Source organism: Salinisphaera sp. T5B8, assembly GCF_040361255.1.
GTDB lineage: Bacteria > Pseudomonadota > Gammaproteobacteria > Nevskiales > Salinisphaeraceae > Salinisphaera.
Window position 1 is genome coordinate 12,946 of the sequence record NZ_APNG01000032.1, and the last position, 14,807, is coordinate 27,752.

At 61.6% G+C, this 14,807-nt stretch carries 12 protein-coding genes and 1 pseudogene; 10 read left to right on the forward strand and 3 right to left on the reverse strand.

The window, feature by feature from the left end; all coding sequences use genetic code 11:
- The first annotated feature begins 238 nt into the window (after window positions 1-238).
- The 4 genes and pseudogenes from rfbA to rfbD all read left to right on the forward strand — a co-directional run bounded on the left by rfbA (window position 239) and on the right by rfbD (window position 3,627).
- A pseudogene (gene rfbA / locus T5B8_RS18840) lies at window positions 239-1,118 on the forward strand (glucose-1-phosphate thymidylyltransferase RfbA).
- The gene (gene rfbC / locus T5B8_RS18845; protein WP_353180868.1) at window positions 1,118-1,681 is read left to right on the forward strand and encodes a dTDP-4-dehydrorhamnose 3,5-epimerase; all 564 of its coding nucleotides are present in this window, start codon (window positions 1,118-1,120) and stop codon (window positions 1,679-1,681) included. The pseudogene rfbA and the gene rfbC overlap by 1 nt, the downstream one beginning before the upstream one ends.
- Complete coding sequence (rfbB, locus tag T5B8_RS18850; protein ID WP_353180869.1) at window positions 1,682-2,734, forward strand: dTDP-glucose 4,6-dehydratase; 1,053 nt, start codon at window positions 1,682-1,684, stop codon at window positions 2,732-2,734.
- Complete coding sequence (gene rfbD, locus T5B8_RS18855; RefSeq protein WP_353180870.1) at window positions 2,731-3,627, forward strand: dTDP-4-dehydrorhamnose reductase; 897 nt, start codon at window positions 2,731-2,733, stop codon at window positions 3,625-3,627. The genes rfbB and rfbD overlap by 4 nt, the downstream gene beginning before the upstream one ends.
- A 10-nt stretch (window positions 3,628-3,637) precedes the next feature.
- Here rfbD and T5B8_RS18860 read toward each other — a convergent pair whose 3' ends face one another.
- A complete protein-coding gene (locus T5B8_RS18860) occupies window positions 3,638-4,474 on the reverse strand; it encodes a hypothetical protein (RefSeq protein WP_353180871.1) in 837 nt (278 codons plus the stop codon).
- Window positions 4,475-4,987: 513 nt separating this feature from the next.
- Here T5B8_RS18860 and T5B8_RS18865 point away from each other — a divergent pair.
- The 3 genes from T5B8_RS18865 (at window position 4,988) to T5B8_RS18875 (ending at window position 10,262) form a co-directional block, all read left to right on the forward strand.
- Window positions 4,988-6,481 (forward strand): DUF2252 domain-containing protein, encoded by a 1,494-nt coding sequence (locus T5B8_RS18865; protein WP_353180872.1) that lies wholly within the window; start codon window positions 4,988-4,990, stop codon window positions 6,479-6,481.
- A 251-nt stretch (window positions 6,482-6,732) separates the two neighbouring features.
- Window positions 6,733-9,246, forward strand: a complete 2,514-nt coding sequence (locus T5B8_RS18870; RefSeq protein WP_353180873.1) for an EAL domain-containing protein — start codon at window positions 6,733-6,735, stop codon at window positions 9,244-9,246.
- Between the two features lie 101 nt (window positions 9,247-9,347).
- The gene (locus T5B8_RS18875) at window positions 9,348-10,262 is read left to right on the forward strand and encodes an AEC family transporter (protein ID WP_353180874.1); all 915 of its coding nucleotides are present in this window, start codon (window positions 9,348-9,350) and stop codon (window positions 10,260-10,262) included.
- Window positions 10,263-10,294: 32 nt separating this feature from the next.
- Here T5B8_RS18875 and T5B8_RS18880 read toward each other — a convergent pair whose 3' ends face one another.
- Entirely contained in the window at window positions 10,295-11,278 is a 984-nt protein-coding gene (locus T5B8_RS18880) for a sensor domain-containing diguanylate cyclase (RefSeq protein ID WP_353180875.1), read from the reverse strand.
- A 12-nt stretch (window positions 11,279-11,290) separates the two neighbouring features.
- Window positions 11,291-12,475 carry an S-methyl thiohydantoin desulfurase domain-containing protein gene (locus T5B8_RS18885; RefSeq protein WP_353180876.1) on the reverse strand — a complete coding sequence of 395 codons (1,185 nt, stop codon included), beginning with the start codon at window positions 12,473-12,475 and terminating at the stop codon, window positions 11,291-11,293.
- Between the two features lie 250 nt (window positions 12,476-12,725).
- Here T5B8_RS18885 and T5B8_RS18890 point away from each other — a divergent pair, with 250 nt between their 5' ends.
- The 3 genes from T5B8_RS18890 to T5B8_RS18900 all read left to right on the forward strand — a co-directional run bounded on the left by T5B8_RS18890 (window position 12,726) and on the right by T5B8_RS18900 (window position 14,545).
- The gene (locus tag T5B8_RS18890) at window positions 12,726-13,022 is read left to right on the forward strand and encodes a DUF3144 domain-containing protein (protein ID WP_353180877.1); all 297 of its coding nucleotides are present in this window, start codon (window positions 12,726-12,728) and stop codon (window positions 13,020-13,022) included.
- A 67-nt stretch (window positions 13,023-13,089) separates the two neighbouring features.
- On the forward strand, window positions 13,090-14,115 hold the full coding sequence (locus T5B8_RS18895) for a DUF72 domain-containing protein (protein ID WP_353180878.1): 1,026 nt from the start codon (window positions 13,090-13,092) through the stop codon (window positions 14,113-14,115).
- 112 nt (window positions 14,116-14,227) lie between these two features.
- Window positions 14,228-14,545: a DUF1244 domain-containing protein gene (locus tag T5B8_RS18900; protein WP_353180879.1), complete on the forward strand. Its 318-nt coding sequence runs from the start codon at window positions 14,228-14,230 to the stop codon at window positions 14,543-14,545.
- Window positions 14,546-14,807 lie beyond the last annotated feature (262 nt).

The following is a 14,807-nucleotide window of genomic DNA, read 5'->3' on the forward strand; positions in this document are numbered from 1 at the left end:
GGGGCCGTCGCGCGTATTGATCAACTGTCTCCATAAACTGGGCAGAATTCCATGCCCGGTTGAACTGAGGGCGCCATCGTTATAGAACACGGGTGGCGAAACGTCTCTTTACTAGCAGGCTGCCGACCGTTGAGGTGATCTTGATTCACTATTCGAAAAGATGGTGTTCCGGGTCGTCGGGCAAATGTAATTTAGCGGTGCCAGATGAGCGGGCGGCACTATCACTGAAGCAGGCGCAATGAAAGGTATTCTACTGGCGGGCGGTTCCGGCACGCGTTTGTATCCGCTGACCGAAGCTGTATCCAAGCAGCTGATGCCGATTTACGACAAACCGATGATCTACTACCCGCTCAGCGTGCTGATGCTGGCAGGAATCCGCGAGATTCTGGTGATCTCGACCCCGCACGATCTGCCACTTTTTCAGCGCCTGTTGGGCGACGGCAGTCACTTCGGCGTCGAGTTCAGCTTTGCCGAACAGGCCGAACCGAATGGCCTGGCAGAGGCTTTCGTTATCGGTCGTGAATTCATCGGCCGAGATAGTGTCTGTCTGGTGCTGGGCGATAACGTCTTTTACGGTGAGGGGTTGCGTCAGCTTTGCCAGCGGGCAGTCAGCCAGCCGAGTGGGGCGACGATTTTTTTCCTATTGGGTATCCGACCCACAGCGCTACGGTATCGTGGAGTTCGAGCCCGACAGTGGCCGCGCGTTATCGATTGTCGAAAAGCCGGAGGCGCCGGCTTCGAACTGGGCGGTCACTGGGTTGTATTTCTACGATAACGATGTGGTCGAATTCGCCCGAGGTCTCACGCCGTCGACGCGCGGCGAACTCGAGATCACCGATATCAATCGGCTCTATCTCGAACGCGGCGACCTGACCGTAGAATGTCTCGGTCGCGGCCACGCGTGGCTCGACACCGGTACGCGCGACAGCCTGCACGAAGCGTCGTCCTGTGTGCGTACGCTCGAGCACCGTCAGGGCATCAAGGTCGCTTGCCCTGAAGAGATTGCATTCGAACAGGGATGGCTGGATGAGACGGGCGTGCTCGCACGTGCCGAACAGTTGGGTAAGTCCGACTACGGGCGCTATCTCAGAGAACGGGTTAAGGCTTTGCGACGCTGATGGATATAAGACCACTGGCCCTCGATGGTCTGTATGAAATCCAACCCCGCCGATTCGGTGATTCGCGCGGCTATTTTTCGGAAACCTTTAAACGCGAGGCGCTGCGTGCGTACGGAATAGACTTCGAGCCCATCCAGGACAACGAGTCGCTATCGAGCCGTCTGGGCACGCTCCGGGGGCTGCATTTTCAAGCGCCACCGCAGGCGCAGGCCAAGTTGATACGGGCGGTTATCGGTCGGATCTACGATGTGGTGGTCGATATCCGGGCGGCCTCTCCCAGCTATGGGCAATGGCTGGGTCTCGAGCTGAGCGCGGAACAAGGCAATCAGCTGTTCGTGCCGGCCGGCTTTGCGCATGGTTTCATGACGCTCGAGCCGCGGTGTCTGATCGCCTACAAGGTCGATGCGCCCTACGCGCCGCAATGCGAAGGCGCACTGCGCTGGGCGGATCCGGATTTAGGCATCGAATGGCCCGATGTGGGCACGCCAGCGCATCTGTCGGACAAGGATCGCCAGGCCGGTTATTTTGCCGATTTCGATTCGCCGTTCTCAGGAGAGGGTTAGATGCGAATCATGGTTACGGGAGGTGCCGGTTTTATCGGCTCGGCCGTGGTGCGTCACCTGGTTGCCGCGCAAGCCGATTTCGTACTTTGTCTGGATAAGCTGACTTATGCCGGGCATCGCTCCTCGCTGCGCGAATGCGAGGGCGATCCGAACTTTGCCTTCGAACAAGGCGACATCGAAGATGAGGCGCAGCTCGACGCACTACTCGATCGCTACGATATCGATGCCATCATGCATCTCGCGGCGGAAAGTCACGTGGACCGCTCGATCGACGGCCCGGAAGCTTTTGTGCAGACCAATGTAGTGGGCACATACCGACTGTTGTCTGCGGCACGCCGTCGCTGGCTGGGTTTGGACGATGCCCGTCGGGCGCTTTTTCGCTTTCATCATGTGTCGACGGACGAAGTCTTTGGCGATCTCGACTTCGATGACGAGATGTTTACCGAGCAAACCCCGTACGCGCCATCCTCACCGTATTCGGCATCCAAGGCTGCGTCCGACCATTTCGTACGTGCCTGGCATGCCACCTACGGTCTGCCGGTGGTGTTATCGAATTGCTCGAATAACTATGGGCCGTATCACTATCCGGAAAAACTGATCCCGTTGACGATTCTCAATGCGCTGGATGGGCGCGAACTGCCCGTGTACGGCGCCGGGGCGAACGTACGCGACTGGCTTTTCGTAGAAGATCATGCCCGCGCGTTGGAGGTCGTGCTCAAACACGGTACGCCCGGTCGCAGTTACAACATCGGCGGGCGCGAAGAACACAGCAACATCGAAGTCGTGCGCGCAATCTGCGGTTTGCTCGACGCGCGCCGGCCGAAACCGGTTGGTCAGGGGTATGCCGAACAGATTCGATTCGTCGGCGACCGCCCAGGGCACGATCGCCGTTACGCGATCGACCCGACCCGCGCCGAGCGTGAACTGGGATGGCGCGCCCGGCACAGTTTCGAAACCGGTCTTGCCGCCACGGTCGATTGGTTTCTCGACAACGAATGGTGGTGGGGTCCGATACGCGTGCGGGATGGCGGGAAACGCCGGGGGCATGCATGACCCGCGTTCTGTTAATCGGCCGACATGGCCAGGTGGCGCGCGCGGTACGCGAACAGGCCAGCGCGCATGAAGATTACATGCTGGACGTATTGGCGCGCCCCGAGATCGACCTCGCGCAGCCACAGGGGTTGGCCGAGCGCGTTGCCGAACGGCGGCCGGATATCGTGATTAATGCCGCGGCGTACACAGCCGTCGATCGTGCCGAGTCGGAGCCAGCGCTCGCAGCACGCATCAATTGCGATGCGGTGGCCGAACTTGCGGCAGGCGCCGAGGCCGCGGGTGCAGTGTTCATCCATCTGTCGACCGACTATGTCTTTGACGGTACGGGGCAAGCGGCTTGGACACCCGACGACGCGCCATCGCCGATCGGAGTCTATGGACGCACCAAGCGCGAGGGCGAGCTGGCCGCGATGGCTCGCTGCGAACGAACACTCATTGTGCGTACCGCCTGGGTATTTTCACCGTTCGGCAATAATTTCGTCAGGACGATGCTGCGCTTGCGCGAGCAGCATGACGAGCTGCGCGTGGTCGCCGACCAATATGGCAATCCCACGAGTGCGCTGGATATCGCACGCGGGTTATGGGCGGCGGTTGCAATGATCGAAGATGGCGCCGAGGAAAGCTATGGCGTTTTTCATCTGGCCGGTGATGGCGCTACGCATTGGGCTGATTTCGCCCGCGAGATATTTCGCCAGGTTGGCGGCGGCGATGGACGCGGCATGACGGTGCATGCCATTCCGAGCGACGAATATCCAACCGCGGCGCAGCGGCCGGCGAACGCCAGGCTCGATAGCAGTCGGTTCGAGGCCGTGTTCGGCTTTCGCTGTTCGCCGTGGCCGCAGGCACTGGCCGAGGTGCTTGAACGCCTGGCACGAGAGCCGTCGCAGCAATGATGCGATTCAGTTAGGGGCGTAGCATCTGTCGATCGCTCGTGCGTTGCTGCGAACTGCTGTCCACATTGCGGTGCAGAAACTGGGCGAAGCAGTATTCACGGGTGAGCAAATCGGCCATGTTCCGATACACCCGGGCGAGCTCGGTTTGGCTTGGTGAGGCCTGCAGCCCGAAGTAGTGTTGGCCCGGCAAGAATTCCTTCGACAGCGGCTCCGAAAATACCGGCTTTCCGGCATTCACAGCCAGCAGCAGGCGTGGATATTCAGTATAGACGCCGGCTTCGTTATGGATATTCACGATGCCGGTATTCGCTTCGATCGCCGAATACAGTGCCGGGCCGTACAGCCCGCCCGATACGACGTCGACACCTTCGGTCGAAAGGCCTTCCAGCAAGCGTGTACGTCGCGCGTTCAACTCGCCAATGAAAACGGCACGCGAACTGGATGCGGGTACGTAGTCGGCGGCGCGTTGCGGAAAGATATGCGGGCCGAAGCGCAGTCGTCGCTGTAGAAAGCGTGGAAACCAGCGATAGGCGGCTCGGTTGCTCGGCGACAGATCGAGAAGAAGGTCGGCGTGCCACAGGTGCTTTAAAAGCGTTTTACGAATTCGGGGGCGGCGCAGGCCCCACAGTGCTTTTGCGTTTTCGTCAAGTAGCTGTTCGGTCTGGATCGCGATCGTGAAATGTGTTTTGTAGACCGCGCGTGGAAAATTGTTGTGTATGCCACAAATAACCGCCACGGGACGAGCAAGTTCGAAATTGTCAGGCAGGCCCGCGAGCAACGCAGCTGCAAAATCATTGAGTACCACATGCCGTGAGAACACGGTCACCGGACCGCGGGTTTGGCTCAAGAGTTTTTTGTTCACGTGCCGGCCCAGGACAACGAAAAGCGAAAACAAAATCATGCCGGGGACGTCGATACCGACACAGGCGGCATGCCGACTATATCAACATTCGCTACGCGCGAAACTTGTAGCAAGTCGACATCCCCGTAGTCGTATGCCGCATGAAGGCGGATGAAGCGGCGCCTTGCAGGCCAATAGACGAGGGTTGGGGCATCGGGTCTGGTTTGCCCGGAATGATTTTGCCGCTGGCTCTTACGGAGACTGCCCGCGGCGCTGGCCGGCTCGACAACTCCGGCGTATCGGAACCAGGCTCGCAGTTATGCCGAGCCGGTGTCGGTTGGGATTCGTCCCGTGTATCGCGCTGCACCTACCGTCGGATAGCGCCTATCAGATACGAACAACCGGCTCGGTCGTTACATGGCCATGTGGTATTAGCGGTGCGCTATGCATGCGGGCCGCGGCCGAGTCGGGCATGCTGGTTGCACGACTGGCAAGACAAGCAGCGACACACGAGGGAACATGAGCGAAGAACCCGAGCAAACGCGAAAGGAACTTTACGAGCAGGCCCAGGCGCAGGAGATCGAGGGCCGGTCTTCGATGAGCAAGGCAGAACTGGCGGCCGCGCTCGAGCGCGAATCGTTCGAGGATGCACGGCCGGTGGTTGCAACCCGCTTCGATGCGTTTCGTCGCCTGGCGGAAGCGGTGGCCGCGGGCGAGTTCGTGCTGCGGCCGCGTATTCTGACCGGTCACGATCGGCGCCGACATGTGCGTCAATGCCTGCGCGAGGATCACGAAACCCGTATCGCCGATTCGTCGGACGACGCCGCCATCAAGTTCGACGAGCTCTCGGACTCGCTGTATTCGTTTTTTCGCGGTACCGCGCTGCTGTTCTATCGCGATATGGCGGGCGAGGATGCCTGGATGCCCACCGTGCTGACGCTCGGCGATGTCCACCCGGAAAATTTCGGGGTGATGCCCAACGCGAATAACGTGCCGATTTTTTCGGTCAACGATTTCGACGAGGCGTATTACGCGCCGTTCACCTGGGATATAAAACGCGGTGCGGTGGGTTTCATGATCGCCGCCGAAGCCGAGGGCGAACTCAAGCGCAAGCACCAAATCAAGGTGGTGCGGCATTTCGTGCGCGGCTATATCGAGGACATTCAGCGCCTGGCGCGCGAGGGCACCGAGCAGGACGAGGAAATGCGCTTCGACAATGCGCCGAAGCTCATCCGCAAGTTGTTCAAGAGCGCCCACGAGCCGCGTGCCGAGTGGCTGGTCGACGATTATCTGGACGAAACCAAGAGCGGTTTTCGATCCACCGAGGAGTTGGTGCCGATCTCGTCAAGACGCGAGGATTTTCAGGCGATCACCGACCGGCTGGTCGCGCAAAACGAGATCGATGTGCCCGATCGTGCTCGCGGCATGCGGGTCAAGGACGTGGCGATACGCCGGGGTCAGGGCACGGCCTCGCTCGGGCTCAATCGCTACTACGTGCTTGTCGAAGGGCCGCAGGCCGACGGCACGGACGATCTGATCATCGAATACAAACAGGCGCGGCGTTCGGCGCTGGCGGGCCTGGTACCGCCTTCGGCTTATGAAATGGACGAACGCGCGGAACGCATCAGCCATGCCCAGACCGTGCAGCTGGTGCGTGGCGATGTGTTCTATGGCCATATCGAATTCGATGGCCTGAGCTATATGTCGCGTGAGCGCGCGCCGTTTCGCGACGATATCGACCTGGACGATCTGTCGAAAAGCCAGTGGAAGGACTATGCCCGTATCTGCGGGCGGGTACTCGCACGCGTGCATGCGCTGTCCGACGAATCCGGCAAGATCGACTACGACATCGAGCCGGCGATCATGAACGCTATCGGCCCGCCGGAACTGTTTGCCGCCGACATGGTGGAATTCGCCATCGAAGCGGCCGATCGTGTACGCCGCGATCACGCGTTGTTCCGAGAAGATCATGCCCACGGTGCCTTCGAGCAGCTTGATATCGTGCACCGATAAGCGGCGGGTCCGCACGGCCAACACGCCCAGCCGCGCGGGTTTTGTTGATCCAGAACACAACGCGTGCGCCCGCGTCGTGAATAATGGCCGGCCGCTCGATGCCGGCCCGGCGCCGATGCCTGGATGGTCGTTCAAGAAAATGGCGGTGCGGCCGGTATTGGTAGGGGGATATATGGATGTAGCCCCCAATGAGCACGCAGTTACGAGACGCGCCGTTCGCGCGGCGCACTGTTTCCTCAAGCCGATTGACCATGCACCAGGATTTGCCCGTAGAACGCGTGATGCAGACGGGGCTTCTCAGCTGCGAGCGAAATACCCCCTTGCATGTGGCCGCGGCGCGCATGGCCGAGCGTCGCTGCAGCTCGATGCTGGTCATGGAAAATGGCCGAGCTGTCGGCATATGGACCGAGCACGATTGCCTGTACCTCGATTTTGCCGACGCCGCGGCGATGCGCCGGCCCATCGACCAGGCGATGCGCCAACCCATCGCGACCATCGGCGCCGATGCCTCGGTGGGCGAGGCGGCGACGCGATTTGCCAGCGAACAGCGCGACCATCTACTGGTGCTATCCGCCGACGGTGTGCCGGTGGGCATCGTGTCGCGCAGCGATGCCGTACTCAACCAGGGGCTCGAAAGCTATCTGCGGCTGCGCGAGGTACGCCATGCCATGTGCGACACGCCGCTCGTGCTCGAAGGACAGCTCACACTGAGTGAAACGGCGGCGCGCATGCGCGCTACCCAGAGTGATGCAGCCGTCGTCGAGTTGCCAGGGCGGGCGTTGGGCATCATCACCGAGCGCGACCTGGTGCGCTTTGTAGCCGATCACCCGGGTCAGGCGCGGATCGGGGACCTGGCGACCCGGCCGCTGCTGACGGTGTTTCCGCACGATACCCTCATTCATGCGCGCGACCAGCTCATTGCCCACCGGGTGCGGCATCTGGCCGTGGTCGATGATCGGACGCGGGTGGTCGGCCTACTGGGTTTTCGCGAGATGCTCGATAGCAGCGAGCGCTTCTATAGCGATGATCTCCGTCAGGCCCTGGACCAGCGCGACCGGGCGTTGTCGCAGTCGCGCTTCAATCTGGAACTGGCCGAACGCGTGATCGATGCCTCGCTGGAAGGCATCATCATCACCGATGCCGCCACGCGTATCGAATTCGTGAATCCGGCGTTTACCCACATGACCGGTTATCGCCAGGAAGAGGTGGCCGGACACACGCCGGCTGTGCTTTCGTCCGGGCGTCACGGGCCCGAGTTCTACGAGCGGATGTGGCACTCGCTCAAGCACAATGGCTACTGGCGTGGCGAGATATGGAACCGGCGCAAGAACGGCCAGCTGTATCTGGAACTGCTCACCATTACCGCCATCCGTGACGAGGAAGGCGAGATCACGAACTATGCGGCCTTGTTCAGCGATATCACGCATATTCGCGAAAACGAAGAGCAGGTTCGACGCCTGGCCTACTACGATGCGCTCACGCGCCTGCCCAACCGTCGCCTGCTTGAGGATCGGCTGTCGCTGTCCATGCGCCATGCTCATCGCCAGGGCCAGCGACTGGCGGTCATCTTTATCGATCTGGACCATTTCAAGCAGGTCAACGATTCCCTGGGCCACGCGATTGGCGACGAGCTGTTGCTGGAAGTCTCGCAGCGTCTGGCGGCGCACCTGCGTGAAGACGACACGCTGGCGCGGCTGGGCGGCGACGAATTCATCGTCTTGCTGCCGAATCTGGACGAGCCGGGTGAGGCGTCGCTGATCGCCAATCGCCTGATCGGCGCGATCAGTACACCGTTCAAGATCGAGGGTCATGAATTCCGGGTCGGATGCAGCCTGGGTGTGAGCTTCTATCCGGACGACGCCGACAGCATCGACGATCTGATGCGTAACGCTGATGCCGCGATGTATCGCGCCAAGCAGGAGGGGCGTAACACCTATCGCCTGTTCAATTCCAAAACCCAGGTGCAGGCGCATCACCACCTGGCCGTGGAGAGCGCCCTACGCGATACCGCGGAAACCGGTGACGGGCTCGCGGTGCATTATCAACCGATCTTCGATACGCACAACGGTGCCCTGCGTGGTGCCGAAGCGCTGCTGCGCTGGCACCATCCGTCGTTCGGCGATGTCGCACCCGTGGATTTCATTCCGGTGGCCGAACGCTCCGGGCTCATCCTGCCGCTGGGCCGGCGGCTGATTCGGGCCGTAGCCGCCCAGCAACACCGCTGGCGCGTCGCGGGTGTGCCGGTCGTACCCGTGGCGGTCAATCTATCGGCGAAACAGTTCTGGCAGAACGATCTGGCCGCGCGCCTGCAGACAATACTCGACGAGCACGACTTGCCGGCCGGGTTGATCGATGTCGAGCTCACCGAAAGTACGCTGCTCGATGAAAGCCAGCAGGCCACCGGCATCATCCAGGCGCTGCGGGAACTGGGCTGCGGCGTGGCGATCGATGATTTCGGCACCGGTTATTCGTCACTACGCTATTTGCAGGATCTGCCGGTTTCCACGCTCAAGATCGATCGTAGTTTTATCTCCCGGATGCTCACCGGCCAGGGAAGCCGCGCAATCGTGGCCGCGGTCAGTGGGCTGGCCGATGAGCTGGGTCTGAAGGTCGTTGCCGAGGGCGTGGAGAACGCCGACCAGTTGCAGGCGTTGCGCCAATACCCGGTCCATTGCGTTCAGGGATTTTATCTGGGCATGCCGGAGCCCGCCGAGGTGTTTGCCCGGCAATGGCTGGGCCAGCGCGATTCGGATACCTCGCGCTGACAAGGCTCGGCGGCTCCGCGCGTTATTAGCCCGAAAAACCACCGGGTTTTATGCTGGGTTAAAATCGTGGTCTTTGCTTTTGAGTCAATAGGCTGGGCGCCATGCTCGCTATCCAGAATGCGCTCGGTCCGCTTTTTGCGCTAATTCTGTTCGGGGCGGTGCTCGGCCGTATCCATTATCCGGGCGGCGACTTCTGGGCACGTGCTGAGCGCCTGGTCTACTACGTATTCTTTCCCGCGCTTTTAGTGCATACCCTGGCGCGCGCCGATATCAGCGGCGTGCCGCTGATACGACTGGCCGTGGTTTGCCTCGGAGCGACGCTCGCCGCCGCACTCGGGCTCTGGCTGGCGCGCCGTCGCGTGGCAAACGATGAGGCCGCGTTTACCTCCGTTTTTCAGGGCGCCCTGCGCTTCAATACCTATGTCGCCATTGCCGGCGCGGGCGCTCTGCATGGTCAGGCCGGTATTGCCACCGCGGCGGTCGTGATTGCCGTGCTCGTGCCGACCGTGAATCTGTTGAGTGTTGCCTGTTTCATCGGCGTGGGCGCGCTCGGTCGAACCGGTCTCGCACGCAGCCTGTTCGAACTGCTGCGCAACCCGCTGATCGTGGCCTGTATCGTCGGCATTACACTCAACGCCACGCATATCGGCCTGCCCGGCTGGAGCGATCCGATACTCGCGCTACTGGGGCGGCCGGCCTTGCCCTTGGGGTTGATCGCGGTGGGTGTGGCGCTAAGGCCTGCGCATCTATGGCGCGGCTCGCGCGCACTCTGGATGTCGAGTCTGGTCAAGTTGGCCATCGTACCGGCGCTCGCCATGGGCCTTGCCTGGCTCGTCGGCCTGGATGCGGTCAGCCGCGATGTCGTGCTGTTGTTCACCGGCGTGTCGACAGCGACCTCGGCGTATATTCTTGCCCGCCAGCTCGGCGGCGACGCCGAACTGATGGCGGCCTTGATAACGCTGCAGACCGCCGTGGCCATGCTCACATTGCCATTGTGGCTGGTGCTGGCGGGGTGACGAGCGCCGGTGCCGGTACGGGCGAGTTGGCGTTAACTGCTGCTAACTGGCCCGCATACCCGGTTGCGGCCGGTATCCTTGGCCCGATACAGGGCACGATCGCTACGTACCATCAGGTCGTGAAACGATTCGCACTCAGGTGAGAGGGTCGCCACCCCCGTACTGATGGTCACACTGACGGTTTCCTTGGATGACACCGCCACCGGTTGGGCGGCGACATCCCGGCGTAGACGATTGGCAAGATCGAGGGCCTGCGCCAGGCCGACTTCGGGTAGCACGATGGCGAATTCTTCGCCGCCGATCCGGCCCACGGTGTCGACATGGGCGCGGGTGCCGCGCGAACAACAATCGGCGACTGCACAAATTACGTGATCTCCGGCGACGTGGCCGAGCGTGTCGTTGACGCGCTTGAACCAGTCGATATCGATGAGTAGTAGTGCCAGCTCGTGTTTGAGCCGGCGCGCACGCATGAATTCGTCTTCGCCGGTCTGCAACAGGTGTCGGCGGTTGTAGATGCCGGTGAGCGAGTCGCTGATGGACAGGGCATGCAGTTCGGCGTTCATGCGCTCGAGCAGGGCGTTTTGTTTGCGCAGTTTCTCGTTGAGTGCTTTGAGCTCGGCTTCCTGACGTTTCTTGATATCGAGATTGAAGCTCACGCCGGTAAAGCGATGCCCGGGTTCGTCGCCCTCGCGATCGACGATCTTGCCGTAGTTGGCATACCACACCCAGGCGCCCGACTTTGCACGAATACGGAATTCGCTGTAATACCGCTCGGTGCGCGCGGCCAGATGATCGGCCAGGGCCTGCTCGACGGCCGGTTTGTCGTCCGGATGCATGAGGCCGAAGATATCGTCGACGAATGCGGCCGACTCTTCGCTGTCGTAGCCCAGGTCGGAAAAGACTCGATCAAGGCCGAATATGACCTCGCCGGTGAGCAGATCGTTTTCCCACAGATCGAGCCCACTGCATTCGAGCGCCAGATCGAGCCGTATGCGGTAGAGTTCTTCTTCGTCCATACGACGGGCTGTCTAGGCGCGGCTGATCAGCCGCCCGCCATAGCCGATGCCACGCAACAGGACGCCGAAACTTTCGGCTACGCCCGGCGCGTCACGAAAGGCGGGGGCGGCCTCGATTTTGAGTACGCTTACCGCCACGCCGGTGCTTTGACGCGTTGCACGGTCGTAATAGGACGCGAGATCGTCGAAGGCATTGGAAAAACCGCGCCCGCTATGTTCGGAGTAATAGCAGATCGAATCGGGGGCGACGACTACCGGGGCCGCATCTTCACTGCAATAGAGAATCAGATTCTCGTTCATGTTGTAGATGCTGTGCGTCTGGCGGCTTTTTGCCGGGTCCGGGTGATCGCTGAGCCGGAGGATGCCGACATCCAGCGAAGCGCTGCTCGTGGCCTGCTTGACGTCGGTAATATAGACATTGGTCAGTACCGCCGATGCGTTACGTGCCGTAATACCGCTGATCTGCGCGGCAACGGCTGCGGTCGTTGGAGGTGTTGCAGCCTGTCTTAGATATTGGCCGAGTTTGCGCGTTTGTTCCAGTGTACCTGGCAAATAGTGATGCTTTAGGGCGAAGTCGTTTGCCTTGATGGATGGCCAGAGCATGATGCCGGCATCGCTGCCGAAGGCGTTGACGATGCCGCCGGCCAACGCCTCGATCGCGCCCGCGCTCGCGGCGTTCAAGCATGCAGACTCGACATTCGCCGGGCCATCGCCGTCGTTGGCCAGCACACAGGGCCCGGGAGACAGCCCGGCTGCGCCTGCGTAGATCGTCTGCTGTAGCTGGGGTACGGCACGACCAGCGCCGTCGGCGTCGGCAACCCATTTGATTGCATGGTCGCTGAGCGCGGCTGCAATCAGCGGTACGGTGGAATTGATCGGCCCGATTTCGACTGCAAATACGCCGCGTGGCGAAGCGCCGCAGGCGGTTTCGAACGCCTGACGCGTGTTCGCCATGCAGCGTTTGATCGCGTCGAGCGTGAGGTTTTCGGCCGCGTCCGGCGAGCCCATCATGGCCAGCACGCAGGCGTCGGTGGTCGCGTCGTAGTCGCGAACGTCGACCGTGCCCGACCAGCCGCTTTCGCCCAGCTGGGCGATCAGATTGCAGGCGTCGGTATAGCTGCCGCCGCCGCCACTACCGAGCACCGCGGCACCGACCGCGATCGTTTGAAAATCTTCCAGGTCATATTGGAATGCCATGGCGAGCGCCAGCGCTGGATTTTTTACGTTGTCGGCGGCGCGCGGTCATTCTTGAGTTATCGACATGTTCCTGGCGTTGGCCAGTGATGGCCGAACTCAAGACGCCAGGGCCGTTGTTTTCGATGCCGGCCCGGACGCGTGGCATACACGTGCAGGGCGCTATACCACGACAGATACGAAAGCGTTTTACGCACGGTTGTCTCCGGTATCCTGTGCGCCGCCATTCACTATTTTCGAAGGCAAAACGCCCATGAGCGGGAAAAGCCTATCTCCGGCCTTTCGGGCCCGCGCGGACGAAGTGATCGATATCGCCAACCGCCAGTCGCAGACCGTATCGGCCGGGCAGGTCAGCGCATCGCTGATGTATGCCACGGCCCGGTTCAACGCGTTTCAGGTGGCCGCGACCGCCGAGACCACGCACGACATGGCCGCAGAGCGCGACAATGCGATTGAATATTTCACGGCCCAGTATCGCAAGATGTTCGAAGACCATTTCGACGAGTGCATGGCCAACTTCGAGCGCTATACCGGCCGCGAGGGCGGCTGAAACCGATGCATGCCGGGCGTCGCCAGGGTCGAGCGTATGGGCCTCGCTGCATGCCTGATCGACGAGCATGAACGCCGACGACGCACATACCGGCTCGCTGTTTGGCGATGTGGCGCCGGCCTCGGGCGGGGTCGGCGCCGCCACGCCGGATGCCGAGCTCGAACGCCTGGCCGCCGACCTGCCGCAACGATTGCGCCTGGGCACGTCGTCCTGGCATTTCCCCGGTTGGGCGAATCGGGTGTGGGATCGACTGTATAGCGAAAAGCAGCTTTCCCGGACGGGTTTGCCTGCCTATGCGCGCCATCCGCTGTTTGGTGCCGTCAGCCTGGATCGCAGCTTCTATCGACCACTCGGCGTGGACGAGTACGCGAACTATGCAGACCAGGTACCGGCCGGGTTTCGTTTCGTGGTTAAAGCGCCCGCGCAGGTGACCGATGCGCTCGTTCGTCAGACCGGTGGCCAGGGGGTGGCGGCAAACCCCGATTTTCTCGATCCCGAGCTGGCCTGGCGACAATTCGTGGCGCCTGCGAGTGCAGGGCTTGGCGACAAGCTTGGCGCACTGGTTTTTCAGATCAGCCCGCTGCCAGGCCGTTTGTTGACCGATATCGGCCCTGCGATCGCACGGCTGCGCGTCTTGTTACAGGCCGTGCGCGAGGTCGAGTCGCGGGTGCCCGAGGCGGTGGTGGCCGTCGAGGTGCGCAATCCGCAATGGCTGACGCCGGCGTTCGTGGCAGCGCTCAAGGCCCACGGTGCGACGTATTGTCTGGGGCTGCATCCACGCATGCCCAGTCCGGACGCACAGTTGCCGATTCTGCGCCAGCTCTGGCCGGGGCCGTTCGTGTGTCGTTGGAATCTCAACCCGAGCCACGGCGACTATGGTTACGAGGCCGCGCGCGAGCGCTATGCGCCGTTTGATCAACTCGTCGACCCCGATCCGCACACTCGCGATACCCTTGCACGGGTGATCGCGGGCACGGTCGACCACGGCCAGCCGGCGTTCGTGACCATCAATAACAAGGCCGAAGGCTGTGCGCCGGAGTCGGTACGCGCGCTGGCTGAAGCTGTCGCTGCGCTTAGACGAACAGCGCGCTAGCGAAGGTCATGCCCACCGCTGCCGGCGGCGCTGTCTTTATAATCGATGTTTATCGTGTCGCGATGGCGCTTTGACGCGGCGCGGGCACGTCTTAACCCCAAAGAGCTGACTCATGGACGAACAGACCCGTATCGAAGCCGAAGCCGCGGCCTTTCGTGGTTTGATCAAGCATCTGCAACAGCGCAGCGATGTCCAGAACATCGATCTCATGAATCTGGCAGGTTTCTGTCGCAATTGCCTGTCGAAATGGTATCGCGCCGAAGCCGAACTACGCGGGGCGTCGATCACGGACGCCGAGGCGCGCGAGCATGTCTACGGCATGCCGTATCCGGACTTCAAACAGCGCTATCAAACGCCGGCCGACGACACGCAGAAAGCCAAGTTCGAATCGACCCGGGCGCTTCACGCCGATACCCGCGCCGGTAATTAGCGAACGCGGCAATCCGCCGGGATCGCAATAGCCGCGCTCGTGGACTGTATTCGATGGCTGCGCGGACCCTGGCGGCGCGAAGGCGCTTTGGCCGCCCGAAAAGCGTCTATTTTCGGGCCGGATTGATACCGAGCTGTGTGTATTACGTCAGGCTGCGCGTGCCAGCTGGATTCGATTGCGCCCGTCGCGCTTGGCCTGGTAGACCGCCTTGTCGGGAGTGCACCATTCCTTCTGTAAATTGGCCTGAGCCGGAAAGGTGACA